Origin of the sequence: Mesorhizobium sp. B2-3-4 (assembly GCF_006442315.1) — a bacterium.
Taxonomy (GTDB): domain Bacteria; phylum Pseudomonadota; class Alphaproteobacteria; order Rhizobiales; family Rhizobiaceae; genus Mesorhizobium.
In genome coordinates, this window is record NZ_VFVY01000018.1 from 122944 (window position 1) to 146881 (window position 23938).

Annotated in this window: 29 protein-coding genes; 13 read left to right on the forward strand and 16 right to left on the reverse strand. The window is 63.7% G+C overall.

The features are described from left to right. Positions 1–49: 49 nt before the first annotated feature. Positions 50–670, forward strand: coding sequence for a DJ-1/PfpI family protein (locus FJ967_RS24380; protein WP_140734573.1), 621 nt, complete (start codon positions 50–52; stop codon positions 668–670). A 77-nt stretch (positions 671–747) separates the two neighbouring features. Here the strand turns inward: FJ967_RS24380 and FJ967_RS24385 are convergent, their stop codons facing one another. Together FJ967_RS24385 and FJ967_RS24390 are read right to left on the reverse strand one after the other, a co-directional pair. Next, the gene (locus FJ967_RS24385) at positions 748–1770 is read right to left on the reverse strand and encodes a fatty acid desaturase (protein ID WP_140734575.1); all 1023 of its coding nucleotides are present in this window, start codon (positions 1768–1770) and stop codon (positions 748–750) included. A 116-nt stretch (positions 1771–1886) separates the two neighbouring features. After that, positions 1887–2087, reverse strand: a complete 201-nt coding sequence (locus tag FJ967_RS24390; RefSeq protein WP_140734577.1) for a hypothetical protein — start codon at positions 2085–2087, stop codon at positions 1887–1889. 239 nt (positions 2088–2326) lie between these two features. On the opposite strand from FJ967_RS24390, the gene grpE reads away from it, so the two are divergent. Together grpE and FJ967_RS24400 are read left to right on the forward strand one after the other, a co-directional pair. Further along, positions 2327–2959 carry a nucleotide exchange factor GrpE gene (gene grpE, locus FJ967_RS24395; RefSeq protein WP_010911507.1) on the forward strand — a complete coding sequence of 211 codons (633 nt, stop codon included), beginning with the start codon at positions 2327–2329 and terminating at the stop codon, positions 2957–2959. An 82-nt stretch (positions 2960–3041) separates the two neighbouring features. After that, positions 3042–3674, forward strand: a complete 633-nt coding sequence (locus FJ967_RS24400; protein ID WP_140734579.1) for a trimeric intracellular cation channel family protein — start codon at positions 3042–3044, stop codon at positions 3672–3674. Between the two features lies 1 nt (position 3675). Here the strand turns inward: FJ967_RS24400 and FJ967_RS24405 are convergent, their stop codons facing one another. From FJ967_RS24405 to FJ967_RS24435, 7 genes are all read right to left on the reverse strand, one after another. Further along, positions 3676–4038: an MmcQ/YjbR family DNA-binding protein gene (locus FJ967_RS24405; protein ID WP_246675370.1), complete on the reverse strand. Its 363-nt coding sequence runs from the start codon at positions 4036–4038 to the stop codon at positions 3676–3678. Next, on the reverse strand, positions 4028–4903 hold the full coding sequence (locus FJ967_RS24410; RefSeq protein ID WP_246675373.1) for a GNAT family N-acetyltransferase: 876 nt from the start codon (positions 4901–4903) through the stop codon (positions 4028–4030). The genes FJ967_RS24405 and FJ967_RS24410 overlap by 11 nt, the downstream gene beginning before the upstream one ends. A 242-nt stretch (positions 4904–5145) precedes the next feature. Then, positions 5146–7440 (reverse strand): PAS domain-containing hybrid sensor histidine kinase/response regulator, encoded by a 2295-nt coding sequence (locus FJ967_RS24415; protein ID WP_140734585.1) that lies wholly within the window; start codon positions 7438–7440, stop codon positions 5146–5148. 143 nt (positions 7441–7583) lie between these two features. Further along, positions 7584–8573, reverse strand: a complete 990-nt coding sequence (locus FJ967_RS24420) for an MDR family oxidoreductase (protein WP_140734587.1) — start codon at positions 8571–8573, stop codon at positions 7584–7586. 52 nt (positions 8574–8625) lie between these two features. Then, entirely contained in the window at positions 8626–9138 is a 513-nt protein-coding gene (lspA, locus tag FJ967_RS24425; protein WP_140734589.1) for a signal peptidase II, read from the reverse strand. A gap of 16 nt (positions 9139–9154) precedes the next feature. Continuing rightward, positions 9155–10009: an RNA methyltransferase gene (locus FJ967_RS24430; RefSeq protein WP_140734591.1), complete on the reverse strand. Its 855-nt coding sequence runs from the start codon at positions 10007–10009 to the stop codon at positions 9155–9157. Between the two features lies 1 nt (position 10010). Continuing rightward, positions 10011–11096 (reverse strand): class I SAM-dependent rRNA methyltransferase, encoded by a 1086-nt coding sequence (locus FJ967_RS24435; RefSeq protein ID WP_140734593.1) that lies wholly within the window; start codon positions 11094–11096, stop codon positions 10011–10013. A 136-nt stretch (positions 11097–11232) separates the two neighbouring features. On the opposite strand from FJ967_RS24435, the gene FJ967_RS24440 reads away from it, so the two are divergent. The 3 genes from FJ967_RS24440 (at position 11233) to FJ967_RS24450 (ending at position 12811) form a co-directional block, all read left to right on the forward strand. Beyond that, positions 11233–11922, forward strand: a complete 690-nt coding sequence (locus FJ967_RS24440) for a YafY family protein (protein ID WP_140734595.1) — start codon at positions 11233–11235, stop codon at positions 11920–11922. 74 nt (positions 11923–11996) lie between these two features. Next, positions 11997–12377 carry a VOC family protein gene (locus tag FJ967_RS24445; protein WP_140734597.1) on the forward strand — a complete coding sequence of 127 codons (381 nt, stop codon included), beginning with the start codon at positions 11997–11999 and terminating at the stop codon, positions 12375–12377. Then, positions 12374–12811 (forward strand): EVE domain-containing protein, encoded by a 438-nt coding sequence (locus FJ967_RS24450; protein WP_140734599.1) that lies wholly within the window; start codon positions 12374–12376, stop codon positions 12809–12811. The genes FJ967_RS24445 and FJ967_RS24450 overlap by 4 nt, the downstream gene beginning before the upstream one ends. Here FJ967_RS24450 and FJ967_RS24455 read toward each other — a convergent pair. The 4 genes from FJ967_RS24455 to sppA all read right to left on the reverse strand — a co-directional run bounded on the left by FJ967_RS24455 (position 12808) and on the right by sppA (position 15497). After that, a complete protein-coding gene (locus FJ967_RS24455) occupies positions 12808–13773 on the reverse strand; it encodes an ornithine cyclodeaminase family protein (protein WP_140734601.1) in 966 nt (321 codons plus the stop codon). The genes FJ967_RS24450 and FJ967_RS24455 overlap by 4 nt on opposite strands. Before the next feature lie 37 nt (positions 13774–13810). Next, positions 13811–14143 (reverse strand): DUF1049 domain-containing protein, encoded by a 333-nt coding sequence (locus FJ967_RS24460; RefSeq protein WP_140734603.1) that lies wholly within the window; start codon positions 14141–14143, stop codon positions 13811–13813. A 30-nt stretch (positions 14144–14173) separates the two neighbouring features. Next, positions 14174–14458, reverse strand: a complete 285-nt coding sequence (locus FJ967_RS24465) for an integration host factor subunit beta (protein WP_006200394.1) — start codon at positions 14456–14458, stop codon at positions 14174–14176. A gap of 82 nt (positions 14459–14540) precedes the next feature. Then, positions 14541–15497 carry a signal peptide peptidase SppA gene (gene sppA, locus FJ967_RS24470; protein ID WP_140734605.1) on the reverse strand — a complete coding sequence of 319 codons (957 nt, stop codon included), beginning with the start codon at positions 15495–15497 and terminating at the stop codon, positions 14541–14543. A gap of 354 nt (positions 15498–15851) precedes the next feature. Between sppA and lptC the strand changes: the two genes are divergently transcribed. From lptC to ptsN, 6 genes are all read left to right on the forward strand, one after another. Next, a complete protein-coding gene (lptC, locus tag FJ967_RS24475; RefSeq protein ID WP_140734607.1) occupies positions 15852–16565 on the forward strand; it encodes an LPS export ABC transporter periplasmic protein LptC in 714 nt (237 codons plus the stop codon). After that, positions 16552–17145, forward strand: coding sequence for an LptA/OstA family protein (locus FJ967_RS24480; protein WP_140734609.1), 594 nt, complete (start codon positions 16552–16554; stop codon positions 17143–17145). The genes lptC and FJ967_RS24480 overlap by 14 nt, the downstream gene beginning before the upstream one ends. Continuing rightward, positions 17145–17963: an LPS export ABC transporter ATP-binding protein gene (lptB, locus tag FJ967_RS24485; protein WP_140734611.1), complete on the forward strand. Its 819-nt coding sequence runs from the start codon at positions 17145–17147 to the stop codon at positions 17961–17963. The genes FJ967_RS24480 and lptB overlap by 1 nt, the downstream gene beginning before the upstream one ends. Before the next feature lie 294 nt (positions 17964–18257). Continuing rightward, positions 18258–19793: an RNA polymerase factor sigma-54 gene (rpoN, locus tag FJ967_RS24490; protein ID WP_140734613.1), complete on the forward strand. Its 1536-nt coding sequence runs from the start codon at positions 18258–18260 to the stop codon at positions 19791–19793. Between the two features lie 266 nt (positions 19794–20059). Further along, entirely contained in the window at positions 20060–20644 is a 585-nt protein-coding gene (raiA, locus tag FJ967_RS24495) for a ribosome-associated translation inhibitor RaiA (RefSeq protein WP_140734615.1), read from the forward strand. 57 nt (positions 20645–20701) lie between these two features. Beyond that, positions 20702–21166, forward strand: a complete 465-nt coding sequence (gene ptsN / locus FJ967_RS24500; protein ID WP_140734617.1) for a PTS IIA-like nitrogen regulatory protein PtsN — start codon at positions 20702–20704, stop codon at positions 21164–21166. A 72-nt stretch (positions 21167–21238) separates the two neighbouring features. On the opposite strand, the gene FJ967_RS24505 is transcribed toward ptsN, so the two are convergent. Both FJ967_RS24505 and FJ967_RS24510 read right to left on the reverse strand, forming a co-directional pair. Beyond that, on the reverse strand, positions 21239–21496 hold the full coding sequence (locus FJ967_RS24505; RefSeq protein ID WP_140734619.1) for a DUF1150 family protein: 258 nt from the start codon (positions 21494–21496) through the stop codon (positions 21239–21241). Between the two features lie 76 nt (positions 21497–21572). Then, positions 21573–21998: an Hsp20 family protein gene (locus FJ967_RS24510; RefSeq protein ID WP_013893014.1), complete on the reverse strand. Its 426-nt coding sequence runs from the start codon at positions 21996–21998 to the stop codon at positions 21573–21575. Between the two features lie 291 nt (positions 21999–22289). On the opposite strand from FJ967_RS24510, the gene FJ967_RS24515 reads away from it, so the two are divergent. Then, positions 22290–23231, forward strand: coding sequence for a nucleoside hydrolase (locus tag FJ967_RS24515; RefSeq protein WP_140734621.1), 942 nt, complete (start codon positions 22290–22292; stop codon positions 23229–23231). A gap of 46 nt (positions 23232–23277) precedes the next feature. Here FJ967_RS24515 and FJ967_RS24520 read toward each other — a convergent pair whose 3' ends face one another. Next, entirely contained in the window at positions 23278–23892 is a 615-nt protein-coding gene (locus tag FJ967_RS24520) for a LysE family translocator (protein ID WP_140734623.1), read from the reverse strand. Between the last annotated feature and the right edge of the window lie 46 nt (positions 23893–23938).

Sequence of the window (23938 nt, forward strand, 5' to 3'; positions counted from 1 at the left end):
GATAAGGGCATTATTTCTAAGCTCGAAATAAATAAGGGAGGAACTGGGAATGGCTGGCAGGAAGATATTGATGCTCGTTGGCGAGTTCAGCGAGGAGTATGAGATTTTCGTCTTTGAACAGGCCATGCATGCCGTCGGCCACGTCGTGCATGTCGTCTGCCCCGACAAGAAGGCGGGCGACGTGCTGAAGACCTCGCTGCATGATTTCGAGGGCCACCAGACCTATACGGAAAAGCTCGGCCACGACTACATTCTCAACAAGACGTTTTCCGAGGTGGACCCGGCCCAGTACGATGCCGTCTACGCGGCGGGCGGGCGCGGACCTGAATACATCCGCATCGACAAGCGCGTGCAGGCGCTGGTGCGGCATTTCCACGAGACGGGCAAGCCGATCTTCACCATCTGCCATGGCGTGCAGATCCTGATCGCGGTGGACGGCGTGGTGCGGGGCAGGGAAGTGGCGGCGCTTCATTATTGCGAGCCGGAGGTCACGCTGGCCGGCGGCACCTATATCGATGTCGCGCCGACCGGAGCCCATGTCGATGGCAATCTGGTGTCGGCCAAGGGATGGCCCGGCCTGTCCAACTTTATTCGCGAGTGCCTGAAAGTGCTCGGCACGGAAATTCGCCATGGCGAGATCCTGATGCGCGACGAGCGGAAAGCGGCCTGAGGAGGGCGTTTTTGGCCGCCGCGTCAGAAGCGCGGCGGCCGCTCTCGAGCCTGTGCCATGCTTTTCCTGGGATGGTTCTACAGCGGCGCGTGCGCCTCGCGGAACGATACCAGCTTGCGGCGGCTTTCGTCCCACAATGCCAGTTTGACGCAGCGCAGGCTGTCGAGCAGCGTGACGCGGCCGATGCCGCGCAACTCGGGATAATCCCGCAACACTTCCTGCAGCCGGTAGCCGGGCACCTTGGCGGAGAGGTGGTGGACGTGATGCACGCCTATATTGCCGGTGAACCAGTTCAGCAGCGGCGGCAGGTCGTAATAGGACGAGCCGTGCAAGGCGGCACGCTGGAATTCCCATTCCTCGTCCTTAGCCCATTCCGTCTCTTCGAACTGATGCTGGACGTAGAAAAGCCAGACACCGGCCGAACCGGCGAGAATGACGATCGGCAGATGGACAACCAGGAACGCCCCGGGACCGACGGCCCAGATCAGGAGGGCAGCCGCCAGCGCGATGGCGAGATTGGTGGTCATGGATGATACCCAGGGCGTCAGGCCACCGCGCATCATGCCGATCGGCAGCCTCTGCGAAAAGATGAACAGCCAGATCGGCCCGAGACCGAACATCACCAGGGGGTGGCGATAGAGCCGGTAGGCCAGACGGCCACGCCAGGACATGCGCCGGTATTCTGCCACGGTCAGCGTCCTGATATCGCCCATGCCGCGTTCGTCGAGATTGCCGGCGCTGGCATGATGCACGGCGTGGGCACGCCGCCAGCAATCGTAGGGCGTCAGCGTCAGGATACCCAGCGCGCGGCCGATCCAGTCATCTGCGTAGCGATTGGCGAAGAAGGAGCCATGCCCGCAATCGTGCTGGATCATGAAAATCCGCACCAGGAAGCCGGCCGCGGGCAGTATGAGGATCAGGCCCCACCAGTGACCATAAGCATAGGCCGCGGCAGAGAGAGCCCACAGCGTGACGAAAGGAATGAGGGTGATGGCGAGTTCAAGTGCGCTGCGCCGCCTATCAGGCTTCTTGTAGCGCGCCAGAATCTTGAGCCAGGCGCGCTTGCTGTTGGCCGCCACTTCGGGGGAAATCATGTTCATCAGGAAGCATAGGCGGAGCCGCCTCGCTCCCGCAAGGCGTCAATCACATGAAATTACTGTGTGTAAATGTCGCGCGATGAACGGGACCTGGTCGATGGAAGCTCCGGTCACGCGGCCTATCGACGCCTGCCGGCGGCAGCGCTGGCTCCCATGCTTTCGAGGCGGTCAAGCTGGTCCCTGAACCGATCAGGAATGTCCGTTTCGGTGCGAAAGGTCGGCAAGGTGCGCAAGAAACGCTTTGTCGCCTCGGTGCCGAACTGGCGCCTGATTTCGGCAGCGAGCCGTTCCACCTTTTCACCTTTGTGGTTGGTCGTCATGTCAGAAATCCTGTGTCGGCTTCGAAACTCCTCCAGCAAGGGAATGGTTCCTCCATCACACGATCGTGGCAAGCAAAGCCGGTGGTTAAGGTAAAATTTGACTTAAAATCGAAGTATCGAGCCTGGCTCCGATCCAACCTGCCGGAAGGCGCCCGCTGTCGCTTACCCCTTGATTTTTGGCTCCCAAACCTCGATATCGGGCACAAAATCCACACCATTCGAGATGACGGGAAACGGCGATGAGCGACCAGGCAAAAGACGAACGCGCGCCCAGCGAAGCCGAGGCGGCCGAGGCCAATGCCGAGCGCACGGAAGGCAGCATTGACGGCGATTATGAAGCGCTTGTGCGGCTGCTGAAGGAAAATGAAGAGCTGAAGGACCGGGCGCTGCGCGTCGCGGCCGAGATGGAGAACCTGCGTCGCCGCACGGCGCGCGACGTTCACGACGCGCGCACCTATGCGGTGGCGAATTTCGCCCGTGACATGCTGTCGGTGTCGGACAATCTGCGCCGCGCGCTGGACGCCATTCCCGCCGAGGCCAAGGCGTCGGGCGATGCCGGCTTCAAGGCGCTGATCGAAGGCGTCGACCTGACCGAACGCGCCATGCTGTCGGCGCTGGAACGGCATGGGGTCAAGAAACTTGCCCCCGAAGGCGAGAAGTTCGATCCCAATTTCCACCAGGCGATGTTTGAAGTGCCCAATCCCGATGTCCCGGCCAACACCGTGGTCCAGGTGGTGCAACCCGGCTATTCGATCGGCGAGCGGGTGCTGCGCCCGGCCATGGTCGGCGTTGCCAAGGGCGGCCCGAAAATCGCCGCCGAGGCGCCGGTCGAACCCGGGCCGGTCAATGAGCAGGCCGAGAAGGATGCATGATAGCGAATAGGGAGTAGGGGGCAGATACTAATCTGCGGCTTCGTGCTATTGCCCTACTCACTATTCGCTACTCGCTGATCTCATGAACCCCATCGCCCTTCTCGATTATGCCGGCGTTGCCGTCTTCGCGGCGACAGGGGCGTTGGCGGCGTCGCGCAAGCAGCTCGACATTATCGGCTTCCTGTTCCTGGCCAGCGTTACCGGCATCGGCGGCGGCACGCTTCGCGACGTCATCCTCAATCTGCCGGTTTTCTGGGTTGCCAACTCCAGCTACGTGCTGATCTGCGCGGCGGTCGCGGTGCTGGTGTTCTTTGGTGCCCACCGTGTCGAATCCCGCTGGAAATGGCTGCTCTGGCTCGATGCGATCGGGCTGGCGGCCTTTTCGGTGATGGGCGCGGCCAAGGGGCTGGCGATTACCGGCTCACCGGTCGTCTCGGTCATCACCGGTATGCTCACCGCAACGTTCGGGGGCATCCTTCGCGATCTGTTGGCGGGTGAACCTTCCGTGCTGCTTAGGCCTGAAATTTATGTCACCGCCGCCCTCGTGGGCGCCGGCGTCTTCACGGCCGGGGACGCTTGCGGCCTGCCGTCGCTGGTTTCCAGCCTTGCGGGATTTGCGGCCGCCTTGATGGTGCGCGGTGGGGCCCTCAAATTCGGCTGGTCGTTTCCATCCTACAAAAGCCGGCCCGGCAGGCGGCCCGAGGACATTCCGTGATTCAGTCCCTGGCTTCCTGCCAGGTCTTGATCAGCGTCTTCGACGCCTGCCTGAGCCAGGCCTGCTCGATGCGATGGCGCAGTTCATCGGGCGCTATTTCGCCAAGTCTCACCAGCAGCGCCGGCCACCCCTTATAGTGGTCAGTCTCGAAATAGATTGAAGGCGCTGCTTCCAGCAGCATCTCCTTTTCGTCGAGCGGGCACGTCAGGACGATCGTTTCGGCATCCTTGACCCGCGCGATCAGTTTCTTGCCGACCTTGAGTGCCGGCGTTCCGTAGGATGTCGTCTCGACGATTTCCGATAGACCGGCGGACGCGCGCCGCAACGTGGCGAGGGCAGCGGAAAGATCGCCTTCAAGCGGCAAAACGCTGGCCTTCGCCGCCATAATAATTGACGTAGCGGGCGCCGATCTCCTTGACCGGCATCACGACGAAGACGTCGACGGTCGAGAACTCACGATCGATGACGCAACCGTCGCCGATGCGGGCGCCGACGCGCAGATAGCCCTTGACCAGAGGCGGCATCGCCGCGATCGCCGCCTTGGTGTTGACCGCCTCGATCGGCATCAGGTCCATCGGGCAGTAGCGCCCGGACACGGCGCGCACGTCCCAGGCCGAATTCGTGCGGCAGTGATGGGCGAGATAGGTGAGCGCCTCGGCATGCGCCGCCGGCACGGTGCCGTGGAAGGAGGCGCAGCCGGTCATCACGCCGATTTCGTAGTGATTGATGTAGGCCCAGATGCCTTGCCATAGCGCCTCGATGGTGCGCTTCGAGCGGTATTCGGGCAGAACGCAGGAACGGCCAAGTTCGAGAAAACGCTGGCCGGGATGGCGGGCGATGAGCTTGGTCAGCTCGAATTCGCCTTCGGAATAGAAGCCTCCTGCCGCAGCCGCGATTTCTTGCCGCAGCAGCCGATAGGTGCCGACGATACGGCGATGTTCGGGACCGGAAATCGAATTGTCGAAGACAAGCAGGTGATCGCAGAGCGGATCGAACCGGTCGGCATCGCGGCGGTCCTGCACCTGGAACAGGTCTTTCCTGGCGCCGAGCTCGTCATAGAAGACGCGGTAGCGCACTTCCTGCGCGGCCGCGATCTCCGCCTCGTTGCGGGCAAGCCGCACTTCGAGATTGCCGATACGGCCGAGCGCTGCGCCTTTTATGACGGAATCGACATTACGTCCGGCGAGCAAGGCGCTGCTGGCGTTCGGCCGAGTGTCACATTCCGGCATAACTGTATGCACGAGTGATTCTCCTTCGAGCCATCCCTCTTGGCACGGGGATACGGTGTAGGTGCAACAGGATTGTGACAGTACCGTGATACGGCGTCGCGGGCAATACTTCGTCGGCTGGGGAAAACGGTCAACCGGCTACGTTGCGTCACGCGACGCATGCCGCGTTGCGTTCGCACGCGCCGAAAGCAGGACGATTTTGCGGTGGCCCGGATCAGCCACGCGCCGGCAAAAAAAGCGGCTCAGGCCGCGACCTGACCCTCGACGGCATTGACCAGCGCGTCGGGGTCGAGCGGCTTGGTGACGAAGCCGCTGGCGCCGTGGGCCAGCACCGCATGGCGGGTCTTTTCCTGGCTATCGGCAGACAGCACCATGATCGGCACCGGCGGCACGGAGGCCTCCTCCTCATGGCGGCGGATCGCGGCAATGGCATCCAGCCCGTCCATGACCGGCATGTGCAAATCCATCAGCACCACGTCGAAGCGGCGGGTACGCCCGGCGCCGGTGACTGCCTCGACGGCGGCCTTGCCATTGCCGACCACCTTGACGCGATGGCCGGCCTTCAACAGCGTTGCCCGGGCCAGCATGGCGTTGATGTCGTTGTCCTCGGCAATCAGCACGGACAGGCCCTGCTGGCGTTCGCCGGAGGCGCGCGGTGCCGGAGCGCGGCGCTTCTCCGGCTGTGGCGGGGCGAGCACGGGGGCATGGCTGCTCAAAAGGACACGCAAGAGTGTTGCTCCACGCACCGGCCTGGCAAGGAATGTCGCGTAGCCGCTGGCACGAAACTCGCCGAGCATGCCGCGGTCGGTGGGGGCGATCAGCGTGACGGCCTCGCAATCGGAGAAGCCATGCTGGCGAAGCCGCTTGAGCAGCCTTCCGTCGCTCTCCTCCATGGCCGCGTCGACCAGCAGCACGTCGCAGCCTTCAGCGAAGGATGCGGCCTGAGCCACCGTGGTGGCGATGCCGGCCGCGCCGCCATTGGCGCGGATGGTGCGGGCGATGGCGTCGGCCTCGACGGCGTTCTTGGACAGGATCACGGCGCGCCGGCCGGCAAGCGCGTTCAGCCTGCCCTGCGGCGGCTCGGTTGCCGATATGGCCGGGATCTCGAAGACGAATTCCGATCCCTGGCCAAGCCGGCTGGAAACCGAGATCGTGCCGCCCATGGCTGCCACCAGGCGCTTGGAGATGGCAAGCCCAAGCCCGGCGCCGCCATGCGTGCGTGTCGAGGTGCCGTCGGCCTGCTCGAACTCCTCGAAGATGCGCTCCATGTCCTCGTCGCGCAGGCCGGGACCGGTGTCGGCGATGGTGAAGCAGATGCGGTCCGTGGTCTCGGTGCGGGCGCGCGCGACGCTGACCAGCACGCCGCCATTGTCGGTGAACTTGATGGCATTGCCGATGAGGTTGAGCAGCACCTGCCTGACCCGACCCGGGTCTGCGGTGATCAGCTGCGGCACGTCCGGTTCGACATGGCAACCGAGGCCGATGTTCTTGGCGAAAGCGCGCGCGGCCATCAATTCGATGATGTTGTCGGCGATCTCGCGCACCGACATGGGCTGCGGCTCGGGATCGAAGCGCCCGGCCTCGATCTTGGAATAGTCGAGCAGGTCCTCGATCAGGGCAAGCAAGGCGCTGGCCGAGGTCGAAATGGCGCCGACATAGGTCTGCTGTTCCGGCGACAGGCTGGTATCTGCGAGCAGCCTGGCCATGCCCATGATGCCGTTCATCGGCGTGCGGATTTCGTGGCTGACGGTGGCGAGGAAACGCGACTTGGCCTGGCTTGCGAACTCGGCCCGCTCGCGCGCCGTGATCATCGACGATTCGGCGCGCTTGCGGGCGGTGATATCGCGGGCGATGGCGCGGTGTGAGACGGCACCGCTGTCCTTGTCGCGCACCGACAGTTCGATCCACGAGAACCAGCGCGGGCCGGCGGGCGTGCGGATGGCGACGTCGGTGGAACTCAGGCACTCATGGTCGGAGAAAGCGGCGTCGGGAACGATGCCGACCTCGACGCCGAGTTCGGCCAGCGTCTTGCCGGCAAGGTCGCGCGGATCGCGTTCCACGAGGTCGGCGAACACCTTGTTGGCATAGACGATGTAGCCGTCGCGGTCACGATGGATGACGAGATCGCCGAGCGCGTCGATGAGACCGCGGAAGCGCTCCTCGCTTTCCTGCATCTCCCACATGCGGTCGGCCAGCGTCTCGATCTCGGCACGGTTGCGCGCGGTGGTCTCGTCGAGCAGCACCGTGCTGCGACGCAGGCTGCGTCTGGCGTGGAGATGCAAGGCCAGGCCGGCAAGGCCGGTTACCAGCAAAGCGAGGCTGATGAAAACCGGGGCTCCGGTGAGATACGAAAGCCCGGCCAGCACCATGACTGCCATGAAGGTCAGGAACGGCAGACCTTCGCGCCTCGCCGGCTGCTGATCGGGCACCAGCGGCGGCGCGGCGATAAGGCGCCGCGCCGATGCCGGCGCTTGCGCCGCTACCGCATCGATGTCGTCGCCAGCGTCGGCCTGTTGGCTGTCGGATTCCGCGATCATGCGAAATCCTTTGCCAGACAGAGATTATGGAAAATTGCGGCGGATCGTTCGAATTTTAGCGATAGGGCGTTTTTGCCCTGGCGGTGACGGATTTGCCGGCCGATGTGGCAATTCCGCCCCGTGTCCGAAATCCCCTGGCCGGGTCACATGTCGACGACGACGCGGCCGCGGATCTTACCCTCGACGATGTCGTGCGCGGCGCCGATGATGCCGTCGAAGCCAATGGTCGTGGACAGGCTGGCGAGCTTGTCCACATCGAGATCGGCGCCGATGCGCCGCCAGGCTTCGAGGCGCACGGCCTTCGGCGCCATCACCGAATCGATGCCGAGGAGCGAGACGCCACGCAGGATGAAGGGCGCCACGCTCGACGGCAGATCCATGCCGCCAGCCAGGCCACAGGCAGCGACCGCCCCGCCATAGGAGGTCATCGACAGGACGTTGGCCAGCGTGTGGCTGCCGACCGAATCGATGCCGCCGGCCCAGCGCTCCTTGGCCAATGGCTTGGCGGGCTGGCTGAGCTCCTCGCGCGATATCACTTCGGCGGCGCCAAGGTTGATCAGATAAGGGCTTTCGGCGTTGCGGCCGGTCGAGGCAATGACATGGTAGCCGAGACTGGACAGGATCGAGACCGCGACCGAACCGACCCCGCCGGCGGCGCCCGTCACCACGACCGGACCGCGGTCGGGCAGGATGCCGTGCCGTTCCAATGCCATGACGCAAAGCATGGCGGTATAGCCGGCGGTGCCGACCGCCATGGCGTCATGCGGGCTCATGCCTTCCGGCAGCGGCACCAGCCAGTCGCCTTTGACGCGGGCGCGCCCGGCATAGGCGCCGAAATGCGTTTCGCCAACGCCCCAGCCGTTGAGGATGACCTTGTCGCCCTTGCGCCAGTCGGAATTGGAAGAGGAAATCACGGTACCGGCGAGATCGATGCCCGGTACCAGCGGCCATCGGCGGATCACCGGCGCCTTGCCCGATATGGCCAGCCCGTCCTTGTAGTTCACTGTCGTTGCCTCGACCGCGATGGTGACGTCGCCCTCCATCAGGTCGGCCTCGGTGAGATCGGTCACGGCGACCGACTGCTTCTTCTCGGCATCGCGTGAAACGAGGATGGCTCTGAAGGTTTCGGACATCGTTTTCTCCGCGAACTTGCTGGGGGGACTGTGCGGCGATGGCCGCCCGGGGTCAATCCTTGGAAGGCTTGGCGTCCGAAGGCTTGGCGTCCGACGGGTTGGACTCGCGCCGCCAACCGATGAGTTCGTCGAAGACGACCAGTGCCGCGCCCACGGAAATGAAGGCATCGGCGAGGTTGAAGACGGCAAAGGACCAGACCGGCGTGTGGAACAGGATGTAATCGATGACGTGGCCGTAGACGGCGCGGTCGATCAGATTGCCCAATGCGCCGCCGATGATCAGGGCAAAGCCGATGCGGGCGATGACATGGCCCGGTGGGGTGCGCGTGGCGAGGTAGAGCACGAAAGCGACGACCAGCACGGCGATGACCACCAGCCCGGTGTCGCCGAAGGAGGAGAACATCGAGAAGGCTATGCCGGTGTTGTAGGTGCGAAACAGCGCTAGGAACGGAAGCAGGTCGAGCTTCTCCTGAAAAGGCAAGCCGGCCTCGACCAGCGTCTTTATCCATTGGTCGAGCGCTATCGCGACGATGACGAGCAGCGCGTAGGGAGACCATGATTTCACGATTGGGCAACCCTCATTACTGGTCCGCGATTGGTTCGAGTTTCAGCGCGCCGCGCCGGATTTCGAACAGCATGATACCGGTGGCGACCGCGAGATTGAGTGAATCGGCACGGCCCGCCTGCGGTATCCTGAGCAGCCTGTCGCAACTCGCCGCCAGGCTTTCGGGCAGTCCCTGCTGTTCGTTGCCCATCATCAGCAGCACCGGCCCGCGGGAGAAATCGACCGAGCGGTAGTCGACCGCGCCTTTCAGATGCGTACCGGCGACGAGACCCGAAAAGCCGCCGCGCCAGGCCAGAAATGCCTCGGTCGTCGCCCTGGCGACAGGGACGGCGAAGATCGATCCCATTGTAGCGCGCACCGTCTCGACGGAAAACGGATCGGTGGTTTCGCCGACCAGGATGACGCCCTTGGCGCCGACCGCGTCGACGGTGCGGATGACTGTGCCGAGATTGCCGGGATCGCGCACCCGGTCGAGCGCCACCCAGACATCGCCATTGTCGGCACGGATGTCCTTCAGGGCGAGGAATTTCTGCGAGAAGACGCCGACCACCATTTGCGGATTGTCGCGGCGGGTGATGGCGACAAGCACTTTTTCCGACACTTCGAGCACGGTGCCGCCGGCGGCGACCGTGCGCGCCGCGACCCTTTCCACGGCCGGATTGCCGCGTCCTGCCTTGGCGAACACAAGCGTCCTGATCTGCCAGCCGAGGTCGAGCGCGTCGATGACCAGCTTCAACCCTTCGGCCATGAAGGCGTTCTGCTGGTCGCGGAATTTCTTCAGGGCGAGCGCCTTGATGTCCTTGACCAGCGGATTGGCGAGGCTGGTGACTTCCTTCACCTGCCCGGGAGCGCCGGCATGCCGTTCGTTCATGTCAGGCCACCCAGCGCGAAAACAGTGAGGTCGAAAGCGCCCGGCCGGCGGACTTTTCACGGATGATCAGCTCCCCCGATTCGACCTTGCCGCCCATGCCGGCGAAGGTGTCGCGCATCAGAGCGTGGATGGCGAAGAAGGAGGCGCGGATCGAATAGGCCGTCAGCACCACGGCAAGCGGTTTCGGGGTCAGGATCGAGCGGCAGAGGTCCGTCAGGTCGGGAAGATCCTCGAACAATTGCCAGACTTCTCCCTTGGGACCGCGACCATAGGCCGGCGGATCGAACAGGATGATGTCGTAGCGGCTGCCGCGACGTTCCTCGCGCTCGGCGAACTTCACCGCGTCGTCGACGATCCAGCGGATCGGCTTTGAACCGAGCCCGGCCATTTCCTGGTTTTCGCGCGCCCAGCCGATCGCCTTCTTCGAGGCATCGACATGGGTCACTTCGGCGCCGGCGCGGGCCGCCACAAGGGACGCGAGACCGGTATAGCCGAACAGGTTCAGCACCTTGACCGGCCGCCTGGCCGCCGCGATCAGGCTCGCCATGTGGTCCCAATGCGAGGCCTGTTCGGGAAAGACGCCGACATGGCGAAACGAGGTGAAACGGCCGAGATAGTCGATACCGTCATGTTTCATCGGCCAGGTCTCGCCGAGCGGCGCCTTGGGAAACCGCCAGCGGCCGATGCCTTCTTCGTCGGTATCGCCGGTGAAAATGGCGTCGGCGCGCTCCCAATCCCTGGCCGGCAAGGCCTTGTGCCAGATCGCCTGGCCCTCGGGGCGCACGATGCGGTAGGGGCCGTATTGTTCGAGTTTTTGTCCGGCACCGCTGTCGAGCAGCGCGTAATCGGCATTCGGCGCCACTTCGAGGATCAGCGGCAGATGTTCGGCCGGCAGGGCGCCGTCGCGGCGGGCAAGATTGCGCGGCGCCGATTTCGATTCCGCGCGATCATCAGTCTTCACTTCCCGCTGTTCACGCGGCTTGGGGTCAGGTCGCGCGGCTCCCCGTTGCTCGTGCGGACGCGCCTGCTGCGCACCGCCTTTCGCGGGCGGGCGGCTGTCGCGGCGTTTGTCGCGAAAAGACTTCAAGCGGGAGCATCTCCGAGCGGCGTGGCCGCTTTTGGCATAGGGCAACCGGCTTCGCAACCAAGTCCGCTTTCGCGGCGCCTTCGGTTGCTGTCGGTCGGCGATGGACCAATGTCAAGGAAACGGGCAAATCTGTTGGATGTCCCGTTCGGAACGCCTGCTTGACCTCATCCAGTGCCTGCGCCGGCATCGCCGGCCGGTGAGCGGCCATGTGCTGGCCGACGAACTTGGCATTTCGATCCGCACGCTCTACCGCGACATCGCCACGCTGCAGGGGCAAGGCGCGCCCATCGAGGGCGAGGCGGGGCTTGGCTATGTGCTCAAACCCGGCTTCATGCTGCCGCCGCTGATGTTCAGCGACGAGGAGATCGAAGCCATCGTGCTCGGTTCGCGCTGGGTGGCCAAGCAACCGGACCGGCGTCTTTCGGCCGCCGCCGCCAATGCGCTGGCCAAGATCGCCGCCGTGCTGCCGGATGATTTGCGTGACGACCTCGATGCCTCGACGCTGCTGGTCGGGCCGCCGGCCGAAGTCATGGAGAGCATCGATCTCGGCCTGGTTAGGCAGGCTATCCGCAATGAACGCAAGCTCGCCTTCCGCTACCGCGACGCCGGCGGCGCTGCTTCACGACGTGTGGTGTGGCCGTTCGCACTCGGCTTCTTCGACAAGGTGCGGGTCGTGGTGGCATGGTGCGAGGCGCGACAGGATTTCCGGCATTTTCGCACGGACCGCATCACGGACCTGAAGCCGATCGATACACGCTATCCGCGCCGGCGCCAGACGATGCTCAAGGAATGGCGGGCGACACTCGACAGGCCGCGCGGCTCATGATCGCTGCTGCCAGAATCTGACAGTAGGCTGTTCTAGGATCTCCCAATCGAAACGCCGACCCTTGGAGATCAGCCATGACCAGCCCGAACTTCGTCATCCTCTATGTCGACCAGCCGCTGACAAGCGGTGCCTTCTACAGCGCGCTTCTGGGACGCGAGCCGGTCGAAAGCGCGCCGACCTTCGTGCTGTTCGTGCTCGATGGCGGCTTCAAGCTCGGGCTGTGGTCGCGCCATACGGTCGAACCGGCAGCCGCTGCCGCGGGCGGTGGCGGAGAGATCGTCTTCGCCCTGGAAACGCCCGGCGCCGTCGATGCCACCCATGAAGACTGGGCAAAGCGCGGGCTCAAGATCCTGCAGACGCCGACCGACATGGATTTCGGCCGCACCTTCGTCGCGCTCGACCCCGACAATCATCGGCTGCGTGTATATTGGCTGAACGATGGAGAGCAGGCATGAACGCCTGCTGGATCGCGGTGGCGTCGGCGCAGCATGTCCGGCGCGGCCGCAAGGACGGCTTCATGCAGGTCAACCATGGCAAGGCCGCGCCGCTGCGCCGCGTCAGGCCCGGCGATGGCATCGTCTACTATTCACCGACCACCGTCTTGGGCGAGAGAGACGGTCTGCAGGCATTCACGGCGATCGGCACGGTGCGGGAAGGAGAGCCCTATCAAGGCGTCATGGGCGGCGGCTTCACGCCCTACCGCCGTGATGTCGATTGGGCGCAGGCACGGGAAACGCCGATCAAGCCCTTGCTCGACCGTCTGGACTTCACATCAGGCAAATCGAACTGGGGCTATCAGCTGCGCTTCGGCCTGTTTGCGATCAGCGAAGGCGACTTCTCGCTGATCGCCGAAGCGATGAGCACCAAATTGGCTGCGTCAGCGAGCTAGCTCTTGAGGGCGTTGTAAACGGCAATGCCGGCCGCCAGGTCCTCGAGCGCGGCGCCGACCGACTTGAACAGCGTGATCTCGTCGGCGCTGCCGCGGCCTTCCTTCTGGCCGCGCGCCAGTTCGTGCAGGTCGGCAATGATGGCTTCCGGCTTCAGCACGCCGGATGCCAGTGGCTGGACGATGTCGCCGGCCTCCTTGCTGGCGCCGGCGCGGGTATCGACATAGACGCGGGCGCGCATGATTGCGTCGTCATCGCTTTCGCGCATCGTGGGCGTGAAGCCGCCCACCAGGTCGACATGGGTTCCCGGCCGAAGCAGCGCGCCCTTGATCAGCGGCTCAGTGGTGATCGTCGCCGAGGAGACGATGTCGGCTTGGCCAAGCTCGGCGTCGAGATCGGTCGCCGCGCTCGCCGCGAAACCCTCGGCGCGCAGATCGGCAGCGACCTTCTCGGCGTTGGCCGGGGTGCGGTTCCAGATGCGGATGGTCTTGATCGGCCGTACCGCGCTGTGCGCCTTGGCGAGGAAGGGCGACAGCGCGCCGGCGCCGACCACAAGCAGCCGCGAGGCATCATCGCGCGAGAGATAGGACGCCGCGAGCGCCGAGGCGCAGGCCGTGCGCCACTGCGTCAGCCGCTGGCCATCGATCAGGGCCTCCGGTTCGCCGGTGCTGCCATCGAGCAGGAGATAGAGCCCCATCACGGCGGGCTTGCCGATGGCATTGTTGTCGGGCGAGACGGTGACGATCTTGACGCCGATATGACCGCCGGCCGAACCGCCAGCGGCGTGAAAATCGGTCCAGGCCGGCATCAGTAGCAAGGTCGACGCGGCCCCGTCGGGCCGTTCGACCGCGTGATGATGCCTGACGGGCTGAACCGCGCCCTCGCGAAATGCCGTGCGCAGCGTCTCGACCAATCCAGGAAAGGTCAGCGCGCGATCGACCTCGGCGGCCGAAATGGTCAGCATGAAAGACTCCGTGAAAAGAAACGCGCCGGAAAGCGGTTCAAACGGTCGGCTTCGGCAGCACCGGCCCTTGCGGCGCCGACGGCGCGCGGCTGACCGCCTGGCGCAGGTTTTCGGCCTCGACGCCGCGCTGGCGCGCCAGTTTGCGATAGCGGCCTTGCTTGACCCAGGTTGCCAGGCTGCCGACGATCATACCGATGGCGAGCGCCAGGAACAGGAAGATGAACAGCGGCAAGGTCAGCGTGAGCTTCGGATTGCCGGGGTTGAACGGGTCCAGCGTGAAGGCGACGAGTTCGCGGTTGGCGACGGCCAGCGCGATCAGGACGATCGCCAGGGGCACGAAGACCACGATGAGCATGAAGCGATTGAGCATGATGTTTTCCGTCGCGAGCGGCCGGGAGGCCTACTTGCCGCCGTTCAGCCTTTCACGCAGTTCCTTGCCGGTCTTGAAGAACGGCACCCATTTCTCCTCGACCTCGACGGATTCGCCTGTGCGCGGGTTGCGGCCAGTGCGGGCGGGCCGGTTCTTCACCGAAAAAGCGCCGAAACCGCGCAGTTCGACCCGGTTGCCCTCGGCAAGCGCGTCGGTGATCTCGTCGAAGATCGCGCCGACGATGTTTTCGACGTCGCGCAGGAAAAGATGCGGATTGCGCGTTGCAATAATCTGCACAAGTTCGGACTTGATCATCAGACGGGTCCCCGTGAAAGCAGTTCGGTCAAAATTATCAGGATGATTTTATTTGCTTTTTTGAGCTGTCCCAAACGGCTTCTCAAGGGTGCCAGACGGAAACGAGACCGTCAAGAAACAAGCGGTCGGCGCCAAGTTCATGGATGACGTCGCCGCCGGAATCCGGCAGGCCGAGCGCGCCGGCGATCGTGCGTGCCATCGCCTTCGAGAACAGGAAGCCGCCGCGCCGTTCGGTGTCCTTCCACTCGACCACCTTGAGCTTGGCATCGACCCCCTTGGTCGCCAGCCAGTCGATCGCCACGGACTCGCCGCCGACGGCGTCGATCAGCCCGTTGGCAACACCCTGGCGGCCGGTGAAGATCGAACCGTCGGCGAGCGCCAGCGCCTGTTCACGGGTCATCTTGCGGCGTTCGGCGACGATGCCGACGAACCAGTCGTAGCTGTCGAGAATGAGCTTGCGGACCATGGCGCGCTCGTCGTCATTGGTCGGCTTGAAGGGCGAGGGCGAGGCCTTCAGCGGCGAGGATTTCACCTCTTCCAGCTTGACGCCGAGCTTGTCCATCAGGCCGCTGACGTCAGGATACTGGATCAGCACGCCGATCGAGCCGACGATCGAGGTCTTGCGGGCGACAATATGGTCGGCGGCGCTTGCAATCATGTAGCCCGCCGATGCAGCGAGCGTGCCGACCTCGGCCACGACCGGCTTGTCGGCGGCCAGCTTGCGCACCTCCTCGTAGATGGACTCTCCACCGACGGTGGTGCCGCCAGGCGAGTCGATCGCCAGGATCACGCCTTTGACCTGCGACGACTGGCGGATGGTCTCCAGCCGCTTGATCAGTTCGTCGTCCTCGGTGATCGTGCCCTCGATCCTGACCTTGGCGATATGGTCGACGGCGGAGCCGCCAAAATCGCCGCGATAGAACCATGCCGACAGCGCAATCACCCCGAGTGCGACGATGCCCATGGCCGCGACACGCCAGAAAGTCAGCTTGCGCCGCAAGCGGCGGCGGTCGATCAGGTCGTCGGCTCTCAATGCCATCGTCAGCCTCACAGTCAGCGGGAAGACACGCTTTTAGACCATGATGTCCCCATCGGGAAGCAGTTCCGTCCCGCAGATGGCGCGGCAATCCGCGCGAGGGTCGTTGTACTGTCAGTTTTGTGACTGGCCTGGGTGAGGGACGCAAGGTAAGGGGGAAGAACTTCGGTGATGAAAAAAGACGCACGAACGTCAATTTCTGCTATGAAGCTCTGGCTGTTGTGCTGACCCGGGTTTCGTTGGTGCAACGGCAGCTGTCACATTTTTGCGGTTTTCGTCGGCTTGTGCTTGCTTGAGGGCGCTGGCGTCCCACCTATAGGCGGTGCCCCAGGGGCAGGGTTTTAGAAGAAAGCAGTCATGTTAGCGCGACCGAATGAACCGACCAGCCCGGAGACGGAGTTGGCTCCCCCGGCGGATGGCTGGACGCGGGGCGAGGCGTTCGACCGCGCCCAGCGTCATTCGCGCCGCGTCCGCGTGCTCAAATTCGCCGTGCCCTTGGCCGCGGCGTTGATCGCGGTCGCCTTTCCCGTCTATTCCTATCTTGCCGCGCCGGTCTCCGTCGCGGTGCAGACGGAAGGAACCGCCTTTTCCAACGGCAAGCTGGTGATGGCCAATCCTAAGCTCAACGGGTTCACCAAGCTGAAGCAGCCCTATTCGATGACGGCGTTGCGCGCGATACAGGACGTCAGCACGCAAGGCATCATCGAGCTCGAAGGCATAGACGCCAAGGTGCCGATCGCTCCCGACAATGTCGCGGCAATACAAGCCTCGCGCGGTACCTATGATCGCGACGGCAATACGATGAAGCTGAACAGCGACGTTACGATCACAACGACGGACGGCCTGCAAGCCAAGTTCAAATCGGTCTTCCTCGACATGGGCAAAGGCACTATGAAGACGGATGATCCGGTCGATGTCAGCCGTGGCGGATCGCAGATCACGGCGGCTTCCATGTCGGTCCAGGACAATGGCAAGATCCTGGTGTTCGAGAACAAAGTACGTGTCAACATCGATCCCGCCGTTCTGAAGGCGGCTGAGGCAAAGGGCGAAGAAGCGAATGTGGCTCAATAGTTCGACACGGCTTGTGGCCGCAACCTCGGCGCTGTTCCTGCTCGGTCTGGCGCCGTCGCTGGCCCAGTCCGGGGCAACCAGCCAGGTGTCGGGTCTCAAACTGGCCGGTGACAAGCCGATCCAGATCGAAAGCGACAAGCTGGAGGTCCACCAGGCAGACAGTGTCGCCATCTTCACGGGCAACGTCACCGTCGTCCAGGGGCCGACGCTGATGAAGGCCGGCAAGATGATGGTCTATTACGTCAAGGATCCCAATGCGGGCGCCAAGGGCGCTGAAGCCGCCGGGGCGGCGGCCATGACCGGTTCGGCCAACATCGACCACCTGGAAATCTCCGACAAGGTCTACATCAAGTCGGATCAGCAGGTCGCCACCGGCGATCAGGGCAGCTTCGACATGAAGAGCCAGGTTCTGGTGCTTTCCGGCAAGAAGGTCGTCCTGTCGCAAAACGACAACGTCCTGGTTGGCTGCAAGCTCACCGTGCAGATGAAGAGCGGGCTGGCCCAGGTCGATCCGTGCGCCGGCCAGCGTGTCCAGATGTCGATCACACCGCCGCCGAAATCGGGAGCGACGAACCCCTGATGGCCAGCCTGTCATCGCTGACGGCGCGTCTTCCGGGACGCGTCGCGGGCAAGGTTTCGGCTCCGGCCACGGTCACCGTCGACAAGGCGAAGTTCAAGGGAACCTTGATCGCCAAGGGCCTGACCAAGAGCTACAAGGGCCGCAAGGTCGTCAGCGGCGTGACGCTCGGTGTGCGCGCCGGCGAGGCCGTCGGGCTGCTCGGCCCCAACGGTGCCGGCAAGACGACCTGTTTCTACATGGTTACCGGCCTGGTGCCGGTGGATGAAGGCACGATCGAAATCGACGGCTTCGACGTCACCTCGATGCCGATGTACCGCCGCGCGCGCCTGGGCATCGGCTATCTGCCCCAGGAGGCCTCGATCTTCCGCGGCCTCAATGTCGAACAGAACATCCGCGCCGTGCTCGAAGTGGTCGAAAAGGACCGCAAGGTGCGCGAGCGCAACCTCGACGAATTGCTCGAGGAGTTTCACATCAGCCATTTGCGCAAGGCGCCGTCCATGTCGCTCTCCGGCGGCGAGCGGCGGCGCCTGGAAATCGCGCGCGCGCTGGCGACACGTCCGGCCTACATGCTGCTCGACGAGCCCTTTGCCGGCATCGACCCGATCGCCGTCGCCGATATCCAGCAACTGGTGCGTCATCTGACGGCACGCGGCATCGGTGTTCTCATCACCGACCACAATGTGCGCGAGACGCTCGGCCTGATCGACCGAGCCTATATCATCCATGCCGGCCAGGTGCTGACCCATGGGCGCGCCGACGAAGTGGTGGCAAATCCCGACGTGCGGCGACTTTATCTCGGCGAGGGTTTCACGCTCTGAGGGTTTTGCCGTCGGGGGCGGCGCGCCGCCCCCACCCTCGTTCTTCAAGCGGTCCGGACGGAAACCGTTTTCACCCGCCTTCTCGAACTGCTTTCGCTGTGAAATTTGTTTCCTGATACGATCTTTTTGCGCGCGACGGCCGGTTTGTCCGTGATTTTGCTCCGGGATAACGCTCCGGTAAGCGGGTTTTGCTAGGGTTTGCCTTGACAAGCAAAAGCTGGGCCAGTTTTTATGCCCGCCTTGAAATTCATTCCGGAAGTCCGGACGCGTTCAGGAGGCGTTTGAAACCAGGCCATGGCATTGGCGGCGAAACTACAGCTTCGACAGTCGCAGTCGCTGGTGATGACGCCGCAGCTGATGCAGTCGATTCGGCTGCTGCAGTTCACCCATGCCGAGCTCGAGCACTTCATCGACGAGGAGATCGAGCGCAATCCGCTCCTGGAGCGTGCCGAGCCGCAGGACGACGCCGCGAGCGACCAGGCGCAGAAGCTCGACGCGGAGCCGCAAGCGGCGGCCGATGGCGACTGGTTCGAGAACGAGACGGAATGGAGTGCCGAGGCGATCTCGGACAAGCTCGATACGTCCCTGGAAAACCTGTTCCCCGACGATCCCGGCACCAGCGAGCGGCTCGGACCCGACCTGACGGCGCAATGGAAATCGGCTTCGGGCGGTGTTTCGGGTAGTGGCGGCTCCTCGTCCGAGGGCCTCGATGCCGGCGACATGGCGGCAAGCGCGATCACGCTGCGTGACCATGTCGGTGAGCAGATAGCGCTCGCCTTCACCAATCCGGCGGCGCGGCTGATTGCCGGCGAACTGGCCGACGGCCTCGACGAGACCGGCTATCTCAGGGCTGATATCGCCGAAATCGCCGCGCGCCTGGGCACCGACGCCGAGGCCGTGCGCAAGGTGTTGGCCATATGCCAGACCTTCGAGCCGGCCGGCCTGTTCGCGCGCGATCTCGCCGAATGCCTTTCGCTGCAGCTTGCGGTCCGCGACCGGCTCGACCCGGCGATGGAGGCCCTGATCGCCAATCTGGAACTCCTGGCGCGGCGCGATTTCCAGACGCTGAAGCGGCTCTGCGGCGTCGACGAGGAGGATCTGCTCGACATGCTGGCCGAGATCCGGGCGCTTGATCCGCGGCCGGGCATGGCGTTTTCAGGCGGCGCCAGCGACGCCATCGTCGCCGATGTCGAGGTCCGCGCGGCCAATGACGGCAGCTGGACCGTCGAACTCAACGCCGAAACGCTGCCGCGCGTGCTGGTCGATCATATCTATTTCGCCCAGGTCTCGCCGCACGCGAAGAACCAGGCCGAAAAGGATTTCCTGGCCGAATGCCTGCAGAACGCCAACTGGCTGACGCGCAGCCTCGATCAGCGGGCGAAGACGATCCTCAAAGTGGCCTCGGAAATCGTGCGCCAGCAGGATGCTTTCCTGGTCCATGGCGTGCGCCATCTCAAGCCGCTCAACCTGCGCACCGTGGCCGACGCCATCGGCATGCACGAATCGACCGTCAGCCGGGTCACCGCGAACAAATACATGCTCACTCCGCGCGGCGTGTTCGAACTGCGCTATTTCTTCACCGCCTCGATCGCGGCCTCGGGCGGCGGCGACGCGCATTCCTCGGAAGCGGTGCGCGACCGTATCAAGCAAATGATCGACGAGGAAAAGCCCGTCGATGTGCTCTCTGACGATGCCATCGTCGACATGCTGCGGGAAAGCGGCGTCGATATCGCCCGGCGCACGGTCGCCAAGTACCGGGAAGGCATGAATATTCCCTCGTCGGTGCAGCGCCGGCGCGAGAAACGGGCGCTGGCCAGCGCCGGCCGCTAGGCGCTCGACGATTTTCCACAGCTTTCGAGCTTCATTGACAAGCCGCGGTGAAGTGGCTAGAAGCCCGCCCGCATGAGACGGGCTGATGCCCGCTAGCGGATGGTCCGTCACGACAATGGCCTCGGGATGGTCAAGAAGGCGGCTTGTGATCAACCGGAAAGTTTGGATTTAAATCGGCGCCAGTGACGCCGCAAAGCTTGTGCGCACGGACCACGAGTATAAACTCGGGCGAGTTTGAAGCCTGAGCAAGGAAGGTCAGTTTTCAGATGAATCTGCGCATATCGGGAAAACACATGGATATCGGCGATGCGTTCCGCACACGCATCAACGATCGTGTCGGCGAAGCGATCGGCAAATATTTCGACAGAGGCTTCGCGGGGCACGTCACCGTCATCAAATCGGGGTCGCGTTATTCGGCCGACTGCATGATCCGGCTCGATTCCGGCGCCTCACTGCAGGCCACCGGCGATGCCCAGGATCCGACGCTCGCCTTCGAGACCGCCGCCGATCGGCTGGAAACCCGGCTTCGGCGCTACAAGCGCCGCCTCAAGTCGCACAATTCGGGCAATGGCAATGGTGAATTGACCGACATCGCCTATACCGTGATGGCGCCGCTTGCCGATGACGACGAGGAAATCCCGGAGGATTTCGCGCCCGCCATCGTTGCCGAATCGACCATGACGCTGAAGACCATGTCGGTGGCCTCGGCCGTCATCGAGCTCGATACCAAGGATACTCCGGTGTTCGTTTTCCGCAACGCCGGAACCGATCATCTCAACATCGTCTATCGCCGGCCCGACGGAAATATCGGCTGGATCGACCCGTCCACGACCAAAGTCGCACAGGGATAAAAGCCAGCCGCACGAGGGGTGGGGACTGGCGCGGCAGGCGAACAAGGATTTTCAAGCATGGATCTGAGCGATCTTATCAGCGTTCCGGCGATTTTGCCGGCGTTGAAGGCGAACTCCAAAAAGCAGCTTCTGCAATTGCTGTCCGAGCGGGCAGCCGGAATCTCGGGCATTCCGGAGAGGGAAGTTTTCGACACCATCCTGCAGCGCGAGCGTCTGGGCTCCACCGGAGTCGGCAATGGCATCGCCATCCCGCACGGCAAGCTGGCGGGCGTGAAGCGCATCGCCGGCGTTTTCGCCCGGCTGGAAACGCCGGTCGATTTCGAATCGCTGGACGACCAACCGGTCGATCTGGTGTTCCTGCTGCTGGCGCCGGAAGGGGCGGGTGCCGATCACCTAAAGGCCCTGTCGCGCATCGCGCGCGTGCTGCGCGACGCCGACACGGTAGCCAAGATCAGGGGAACGCGTGATGCGGCCGCGATCCACGCGCTTTTGTCGGACACACAGGCCTCGCACGCCGCCTGAAGTCCCATTTTTGAAATATCGCTTCGAGGGCCGCCACAAGCGGCCCTTTTTTGTTCAACCCGCCAACCGCGTTTAATGAATGGCGACGGTGGTCAGGTCGTTTTCCATGGCGCCGGCCAAGGCGCGGTCACGCGCATCGGACAGCAGGATCGGCTGGCCGTTGGCGGCAAACAGGGCCCACAGCTCCATGCCGGGGGCGATTTCGCCGATGTTGGGAAAGCGGCCGAGCAGGTCGTCGCTCGAGACCTTGCGCAGGTAAGCGACCGAGCCTTCGCCGAGATGGGCGAATTCGCCGCTGGTCATGGTGATGGTTTCGTCAGTTCTGGTCATTTCAAGCCTCCTTGGCGCGAGACGCCGCCCTTGTCCTGGGCAACAAGCCATCCCGCATGAGAGCCATCGGCAAAGATCAGTCTTTCACCGATATGTTTATTTTCCGTACCAGCCGTTCGGACTCCGGCCGATCGAGGTCGATCGACAACAGGCCGTTCTTCAGTTCCGCCGCAATCACACGCATGCCGTCGGCCAGCACGAAGCAGCGCTGGAACTGGCGCGCGGCGATGCCGCGGTGGAGGAACTCGCGCTCGGTGTCGTCGGTCTGGCGGCCGCGCACGACCAGCTGGTTTTCCTCCGTGGTCACATCGAGATCGCTTTCGGCGAAACCGGCGACGGCCAGCGTGATACGCAACCTTTCGGCCTTGCCGTCGGCGCCGCTCAGGCGCTCGATGTTGTAGGGAGGGTAGCTGTCGCCGGACTTCGCCAAGCGCTCCAACGTCTTTTCCATGGCGTCGAAACCCAGGAGAAGCGGGCTGGAGAAGGGCGTCATTCGGCTCATGTTACACTGTCCTCTCAAGAGCGACATAAACTGGAAAAACCCTGATGGCATTTTTCCCGATGGTCTTGATATGGTCCGCCCCGCGACCAAGTTCAAGCCACCAGAAGACCCGCCCGAAGAGACCCGGCCTTGGACTCACAGGAATAACCAAAAAGGATCAGGTCGTGGACTCACAGGAATAATCGACATGGCGCTTGAAACGGCGCTCGGATGCAAGGAGAAGCGCCAAGGTCGTCCTCCAGGCCTGCGCCCGGTCCGGTGAACTCACGGCCAGCCAAACAAGGAATTGAAATGCCCCAATCCCGCAAGATCATCATCGATACCGATCCCGGCCAGGACGACGCCGTCGCCATTCTTTTGGCGCTCGGCAGCAGCGAACTGGAGATCGTCGGCATTACCGCCGTCGCCGGCAACGTGCCGCTGAAATTGACCCAGAACAACGCCCGCAAGATCTGCGAACTGGCCGGCAGGCCCGATGTCAAGGTTTATGCCGGTGCCATCCGTCCGTTGGCGCGCGAACTGGTCACCGCCGAGGAGGTGCACGGCAAGACAGGCTTGAACGGACCGGATCTGCCCGAACCGACGATGAAGCTGCAGGACCAATATGCCGTCGATTTCATCGTCGAAACGCTGATGAGGGAGGAGAGCGGCACCATCACGCTATGCCCGCTCGGGCCGCTCACCAACATCGCGCTGGCGCTGATCCGCGAGCCCAGGATTGCGCCGCGCATCAAGGAAATCGTGTTGATGGGCGGAGGCTTCTTCGAGGGCGGCAATGTGACGCCCACGGCCGAATTCAACATCTATGTCGATCCGCATGCGGCTGACGTCGTCTTCCGGTCGGGCATCCCGATCGTGATGATGCCGCTCGATGTGACCCACAAGGCGCTCACCACCGCCAAGCGCATCAAGGCCTTCCGGGATCTCGGCACCAAGGTCGGCGTCGCGATCGCCGAGATGCTGGAATTCTTCGAGCGCTACGACGAAGGCAAATACGGCACCGACGGCGGGCCGCTGCATGACCCCTGCGTCATCGCCTATCTGCTGAAGCCGGAGCTGTTCAAGGGTCGCCACTGCAACGTCACCGTCGAGACCGCCTCGGAGCTGACCATGGGCATGACGGTGGTCGACTGGTGGGGCGTCACCAAGCGGGAGAAGAATGCCATGGTGATGCGCGACATCGACCATGACGGGTTCTTCGCGCTGCTGGTGGAGAGGGCGGGGCGGCTCTAAGGGCTCTTATGCCTTCTCCCACGAGGGGAGAAGGCAAGGGTTGCCGTCACTTCGACCGCGAAAACGCCAGCCACAGGCCGCCGCCGATCATGAAGCTGCCGCTGATCCTGGACAGGAGCTTGACGCGGCTGGCCGACAGCATGCGGCCGGCGCGGCCGGCGGCGAGCGCATAGGTCGAATCCGACATCGCGGCGAAGATCATGGCGGTGAGGCCCATGACGACGATCTGCAGCGAGTAGTTGCCTTGCGGCGAAATGAACTGCGGAAAGAAGGCGCCGAAGAAGATCAGCGTCTTGGGATTGCTCAGCGCCACGGCCAAGCCCTGCAGGAAGAAGCCGCCGCGCGGCTTTCTCGCTGTCCCATCGGCATTCAGCGTGCCCTTGGAGCGAAACATCTGCACGCCCATCCAGATCAGGTAGGCGGCGCCGATGAGCCGCACCCATTCGAACCAGTGGCCCATGCCCGATATCAGCGTGTTGAGGCCGATGCCGACGATGGCGATCATGACGGCAAGGCCAGCCTGCGTGCCGGCGACATTGGCGAGGCCGGCGCGGGAGCCGTGGCGGATGCTGTTGGCGATGATCAGCGTGACGGTCGGCCCCGGCACCAGGATGATGACGATGCAGGCAAGAACATAGGCGGCGTAGAGTTCCAGCGACATGATTTTTCCCTCGGGCGCGCCGTCGATGCCGCGCGGCTTCGGGCAA

What these genes read in the sequence shown, in the direction of transcription:
- FJ967_RS24380 (WP_140734573.1), top strand. Translation starts at nt 50, where the DNA reads ATGGCTGGCAGGAAGATATTGATGCTCGTTGGCGAGTTCAGCGAGGAG.
- FJ967_RS24385 (WP_140734575.1), bottom strand. Translation starts at nt 1,770, where the DNA reads ATGAACATGATTTCCCCCGAAGTGGCGGCCAACAGCAAGCGCGCCTGG.
- FJ967_RS24390 (WP_140734577.1), bottom strand. Translation starts at nt 2,087, where the DNA reads ATGACGACCAACCACAAAGGTGAAAAGGTGGAACGGCTCGCTGCCGAA.
- grpE (WP_010911507.1), top strand. Translation starts at nt 2,327, where the DNA reads ATGAGCGACCAGGCAAAAGACGAACGCGCGCCCAGCGAAGCCGAGGCG.
- FJ967_RS24400 (WP_140734579.1), top strand. Translation starts at nt 3,042, where the DNA reads ATGAACCCCATCGCCCTTCTCGATTATGCCGGCGTTGCCGTCTTCGCG.
- FJ967_RS24410 (WP_246675373.1), bottom strand. Translation starts at nt 4,903, where the DNA reads ATGCCGGAATGTGACACTCGGCCGAACGCCAGCAGCGCCTTGCTCGCC.
- FJ967_RS24415 (WP_140734585.1), bottom strand. Translation starts at nt 7,440, where the DNA reads ATGATCGCGGAATCCGACAGCCAACAGGCCGACGCTGGCGACGACATC.
- FJ967_RS24420 (WP_140734587.1), bottom strand. Translation starts at nt 8,573, where the DNA reads ATGTCCGAAACCTTCAGAGCCATCCTCGTTTCACGCGATGCCGAGAAG.
- FJ967_RS24430 (WP_140734591.1), bottom strand. Translation starts at nt 10,009, where the DNA reads ATGAACGAACGGCATGCCGGCGCTCCCGGGCAGGTGAAGGAAGTCACC.
- FJ967_RS24440 (WP_140734595.1), top strand. Translation starts at nt 11,233, where the DNA reads ATGTCCCGTTCGGAACGCCTGCTTGACCTCATCCAGTGCCTGCGCCGG.
- FJ967_RS24445 (WP_140734597.1), top strand. Translation starts at nt 11,997, where the DNA reads ATGACCAGCCCGAACTTCGTCATCCTCTATGTCGACCAGCCGCTGACA.
- FJ967_RS24450 (WP_140734599.1), top strand. Translation starts at nt 12,374, where the DNA reads ATGAACGCCTGCTGGATCGCGGTGGCGTCGGCGCAGCATGTCCGGCGC.
- FJ967_RS24455 (WP_140734601.1), bottom strand. Translation starts at nt 13,773, where the DNA reads ATGCTGACCATTTCGGCCGCCGAGGTCGATCGCGCGCTGACCTTTCCT.
- FJ967_RS24460 (WP_140734603.1), bottom strand. Translation starts at nt 14,143, where the DNA reads ATGCTCAATCGCTTCATGCTCATCGTGGTCTTCGTGCCCCTGGCGATC.
- FJ967_RS24465 (WP_006200394.1), bottom strand. Translation starts at nt 14,458, where the DNA reads ATGATCAAGTCCGAACTTGTGCAGATTATTGCAACGCGCAATCCGCAT.
- sppA (WP_140734605.1), bottom strand. Translation starts at nt 15,497, where the DNA reads ATGGCATTGAGAGCCGACGACCTGATCGACCGCCGCCGCTTGCGGCGC.
- lptC (WP_140734607.1), top strand. Translation starts at nt 15,852, where the DNA reads ATGTTAGCGCGACCGAATGAACCGACCAGCCCGGAGACGGAGTTGGCT.
- FJ967_RS24480 (WP_140734609.1), top strand. Translation starts at nt 16,552, where the DNA reads ATGTGGCTCAATAGTTCGACACGGCTTGTGGCCGCAACCTCGGCGCTG.
- lptB (WP_140734611.1), top strand. Translation starts at nt 17,145, where the DNA reads ATGGCCAGCCTGTCATCGCTGACGGCGCGTCTTCCGGGACGCGTCGCG.
- rpoN (WP_140734613.1), top strand. Translation starts at nt 18,258, where the DNA reads ATGGCATTGGCGGCGAAACTACAGCTTCGACAGTCGCAGTCGCTGGTG.
- raiA (WP_140734615.1), top strand. Translation starts at nt 20,060, where the DNA reads ATGAATCTGCGCATATCGGGAAAACACATGGATATCGGCGATGCGTTC.
- ptsN (WP_140734617.1), top strand. Translation starts at nt 20,702, where the DNA reads ATGGATCTGAGCGATCTTATCAGCGTTCCGGCGATTTTGCCGGCGTTG.
- FJ967_RS24505 (WP_140734619.1), bottom strand. Translation starts at nt 21,496, where the DNA reads ATGACCAGAACTGACGAAACCATCACCATGACCAGCGGCGAATTCGCC.
- FJ967_RS24510 (WP_013893014.1), bottom strand. Translation starts at nt 21,998, where the DNA reads ATGAGCCGAATGACGCCCTTCTCCAGCCCGCTTCTCCTGGGTTTCGAC.
- FJ967_RS24515 (WP_140734621.1), top strand. Translation starts at nt 22,290, where the DNA reads ATGCCCCAATCCCGCAAGATCATCATCGATACCGATCCCGGCCAGGAC.
- FJ967_RS24520 (WP_140734623.1), bottom strand. Translation starts at nt 23,892, where the DNA reads ATGTCGCTGGAACTCTACGCCGCCTATGTTCTTGCCTGCATCGTCATC.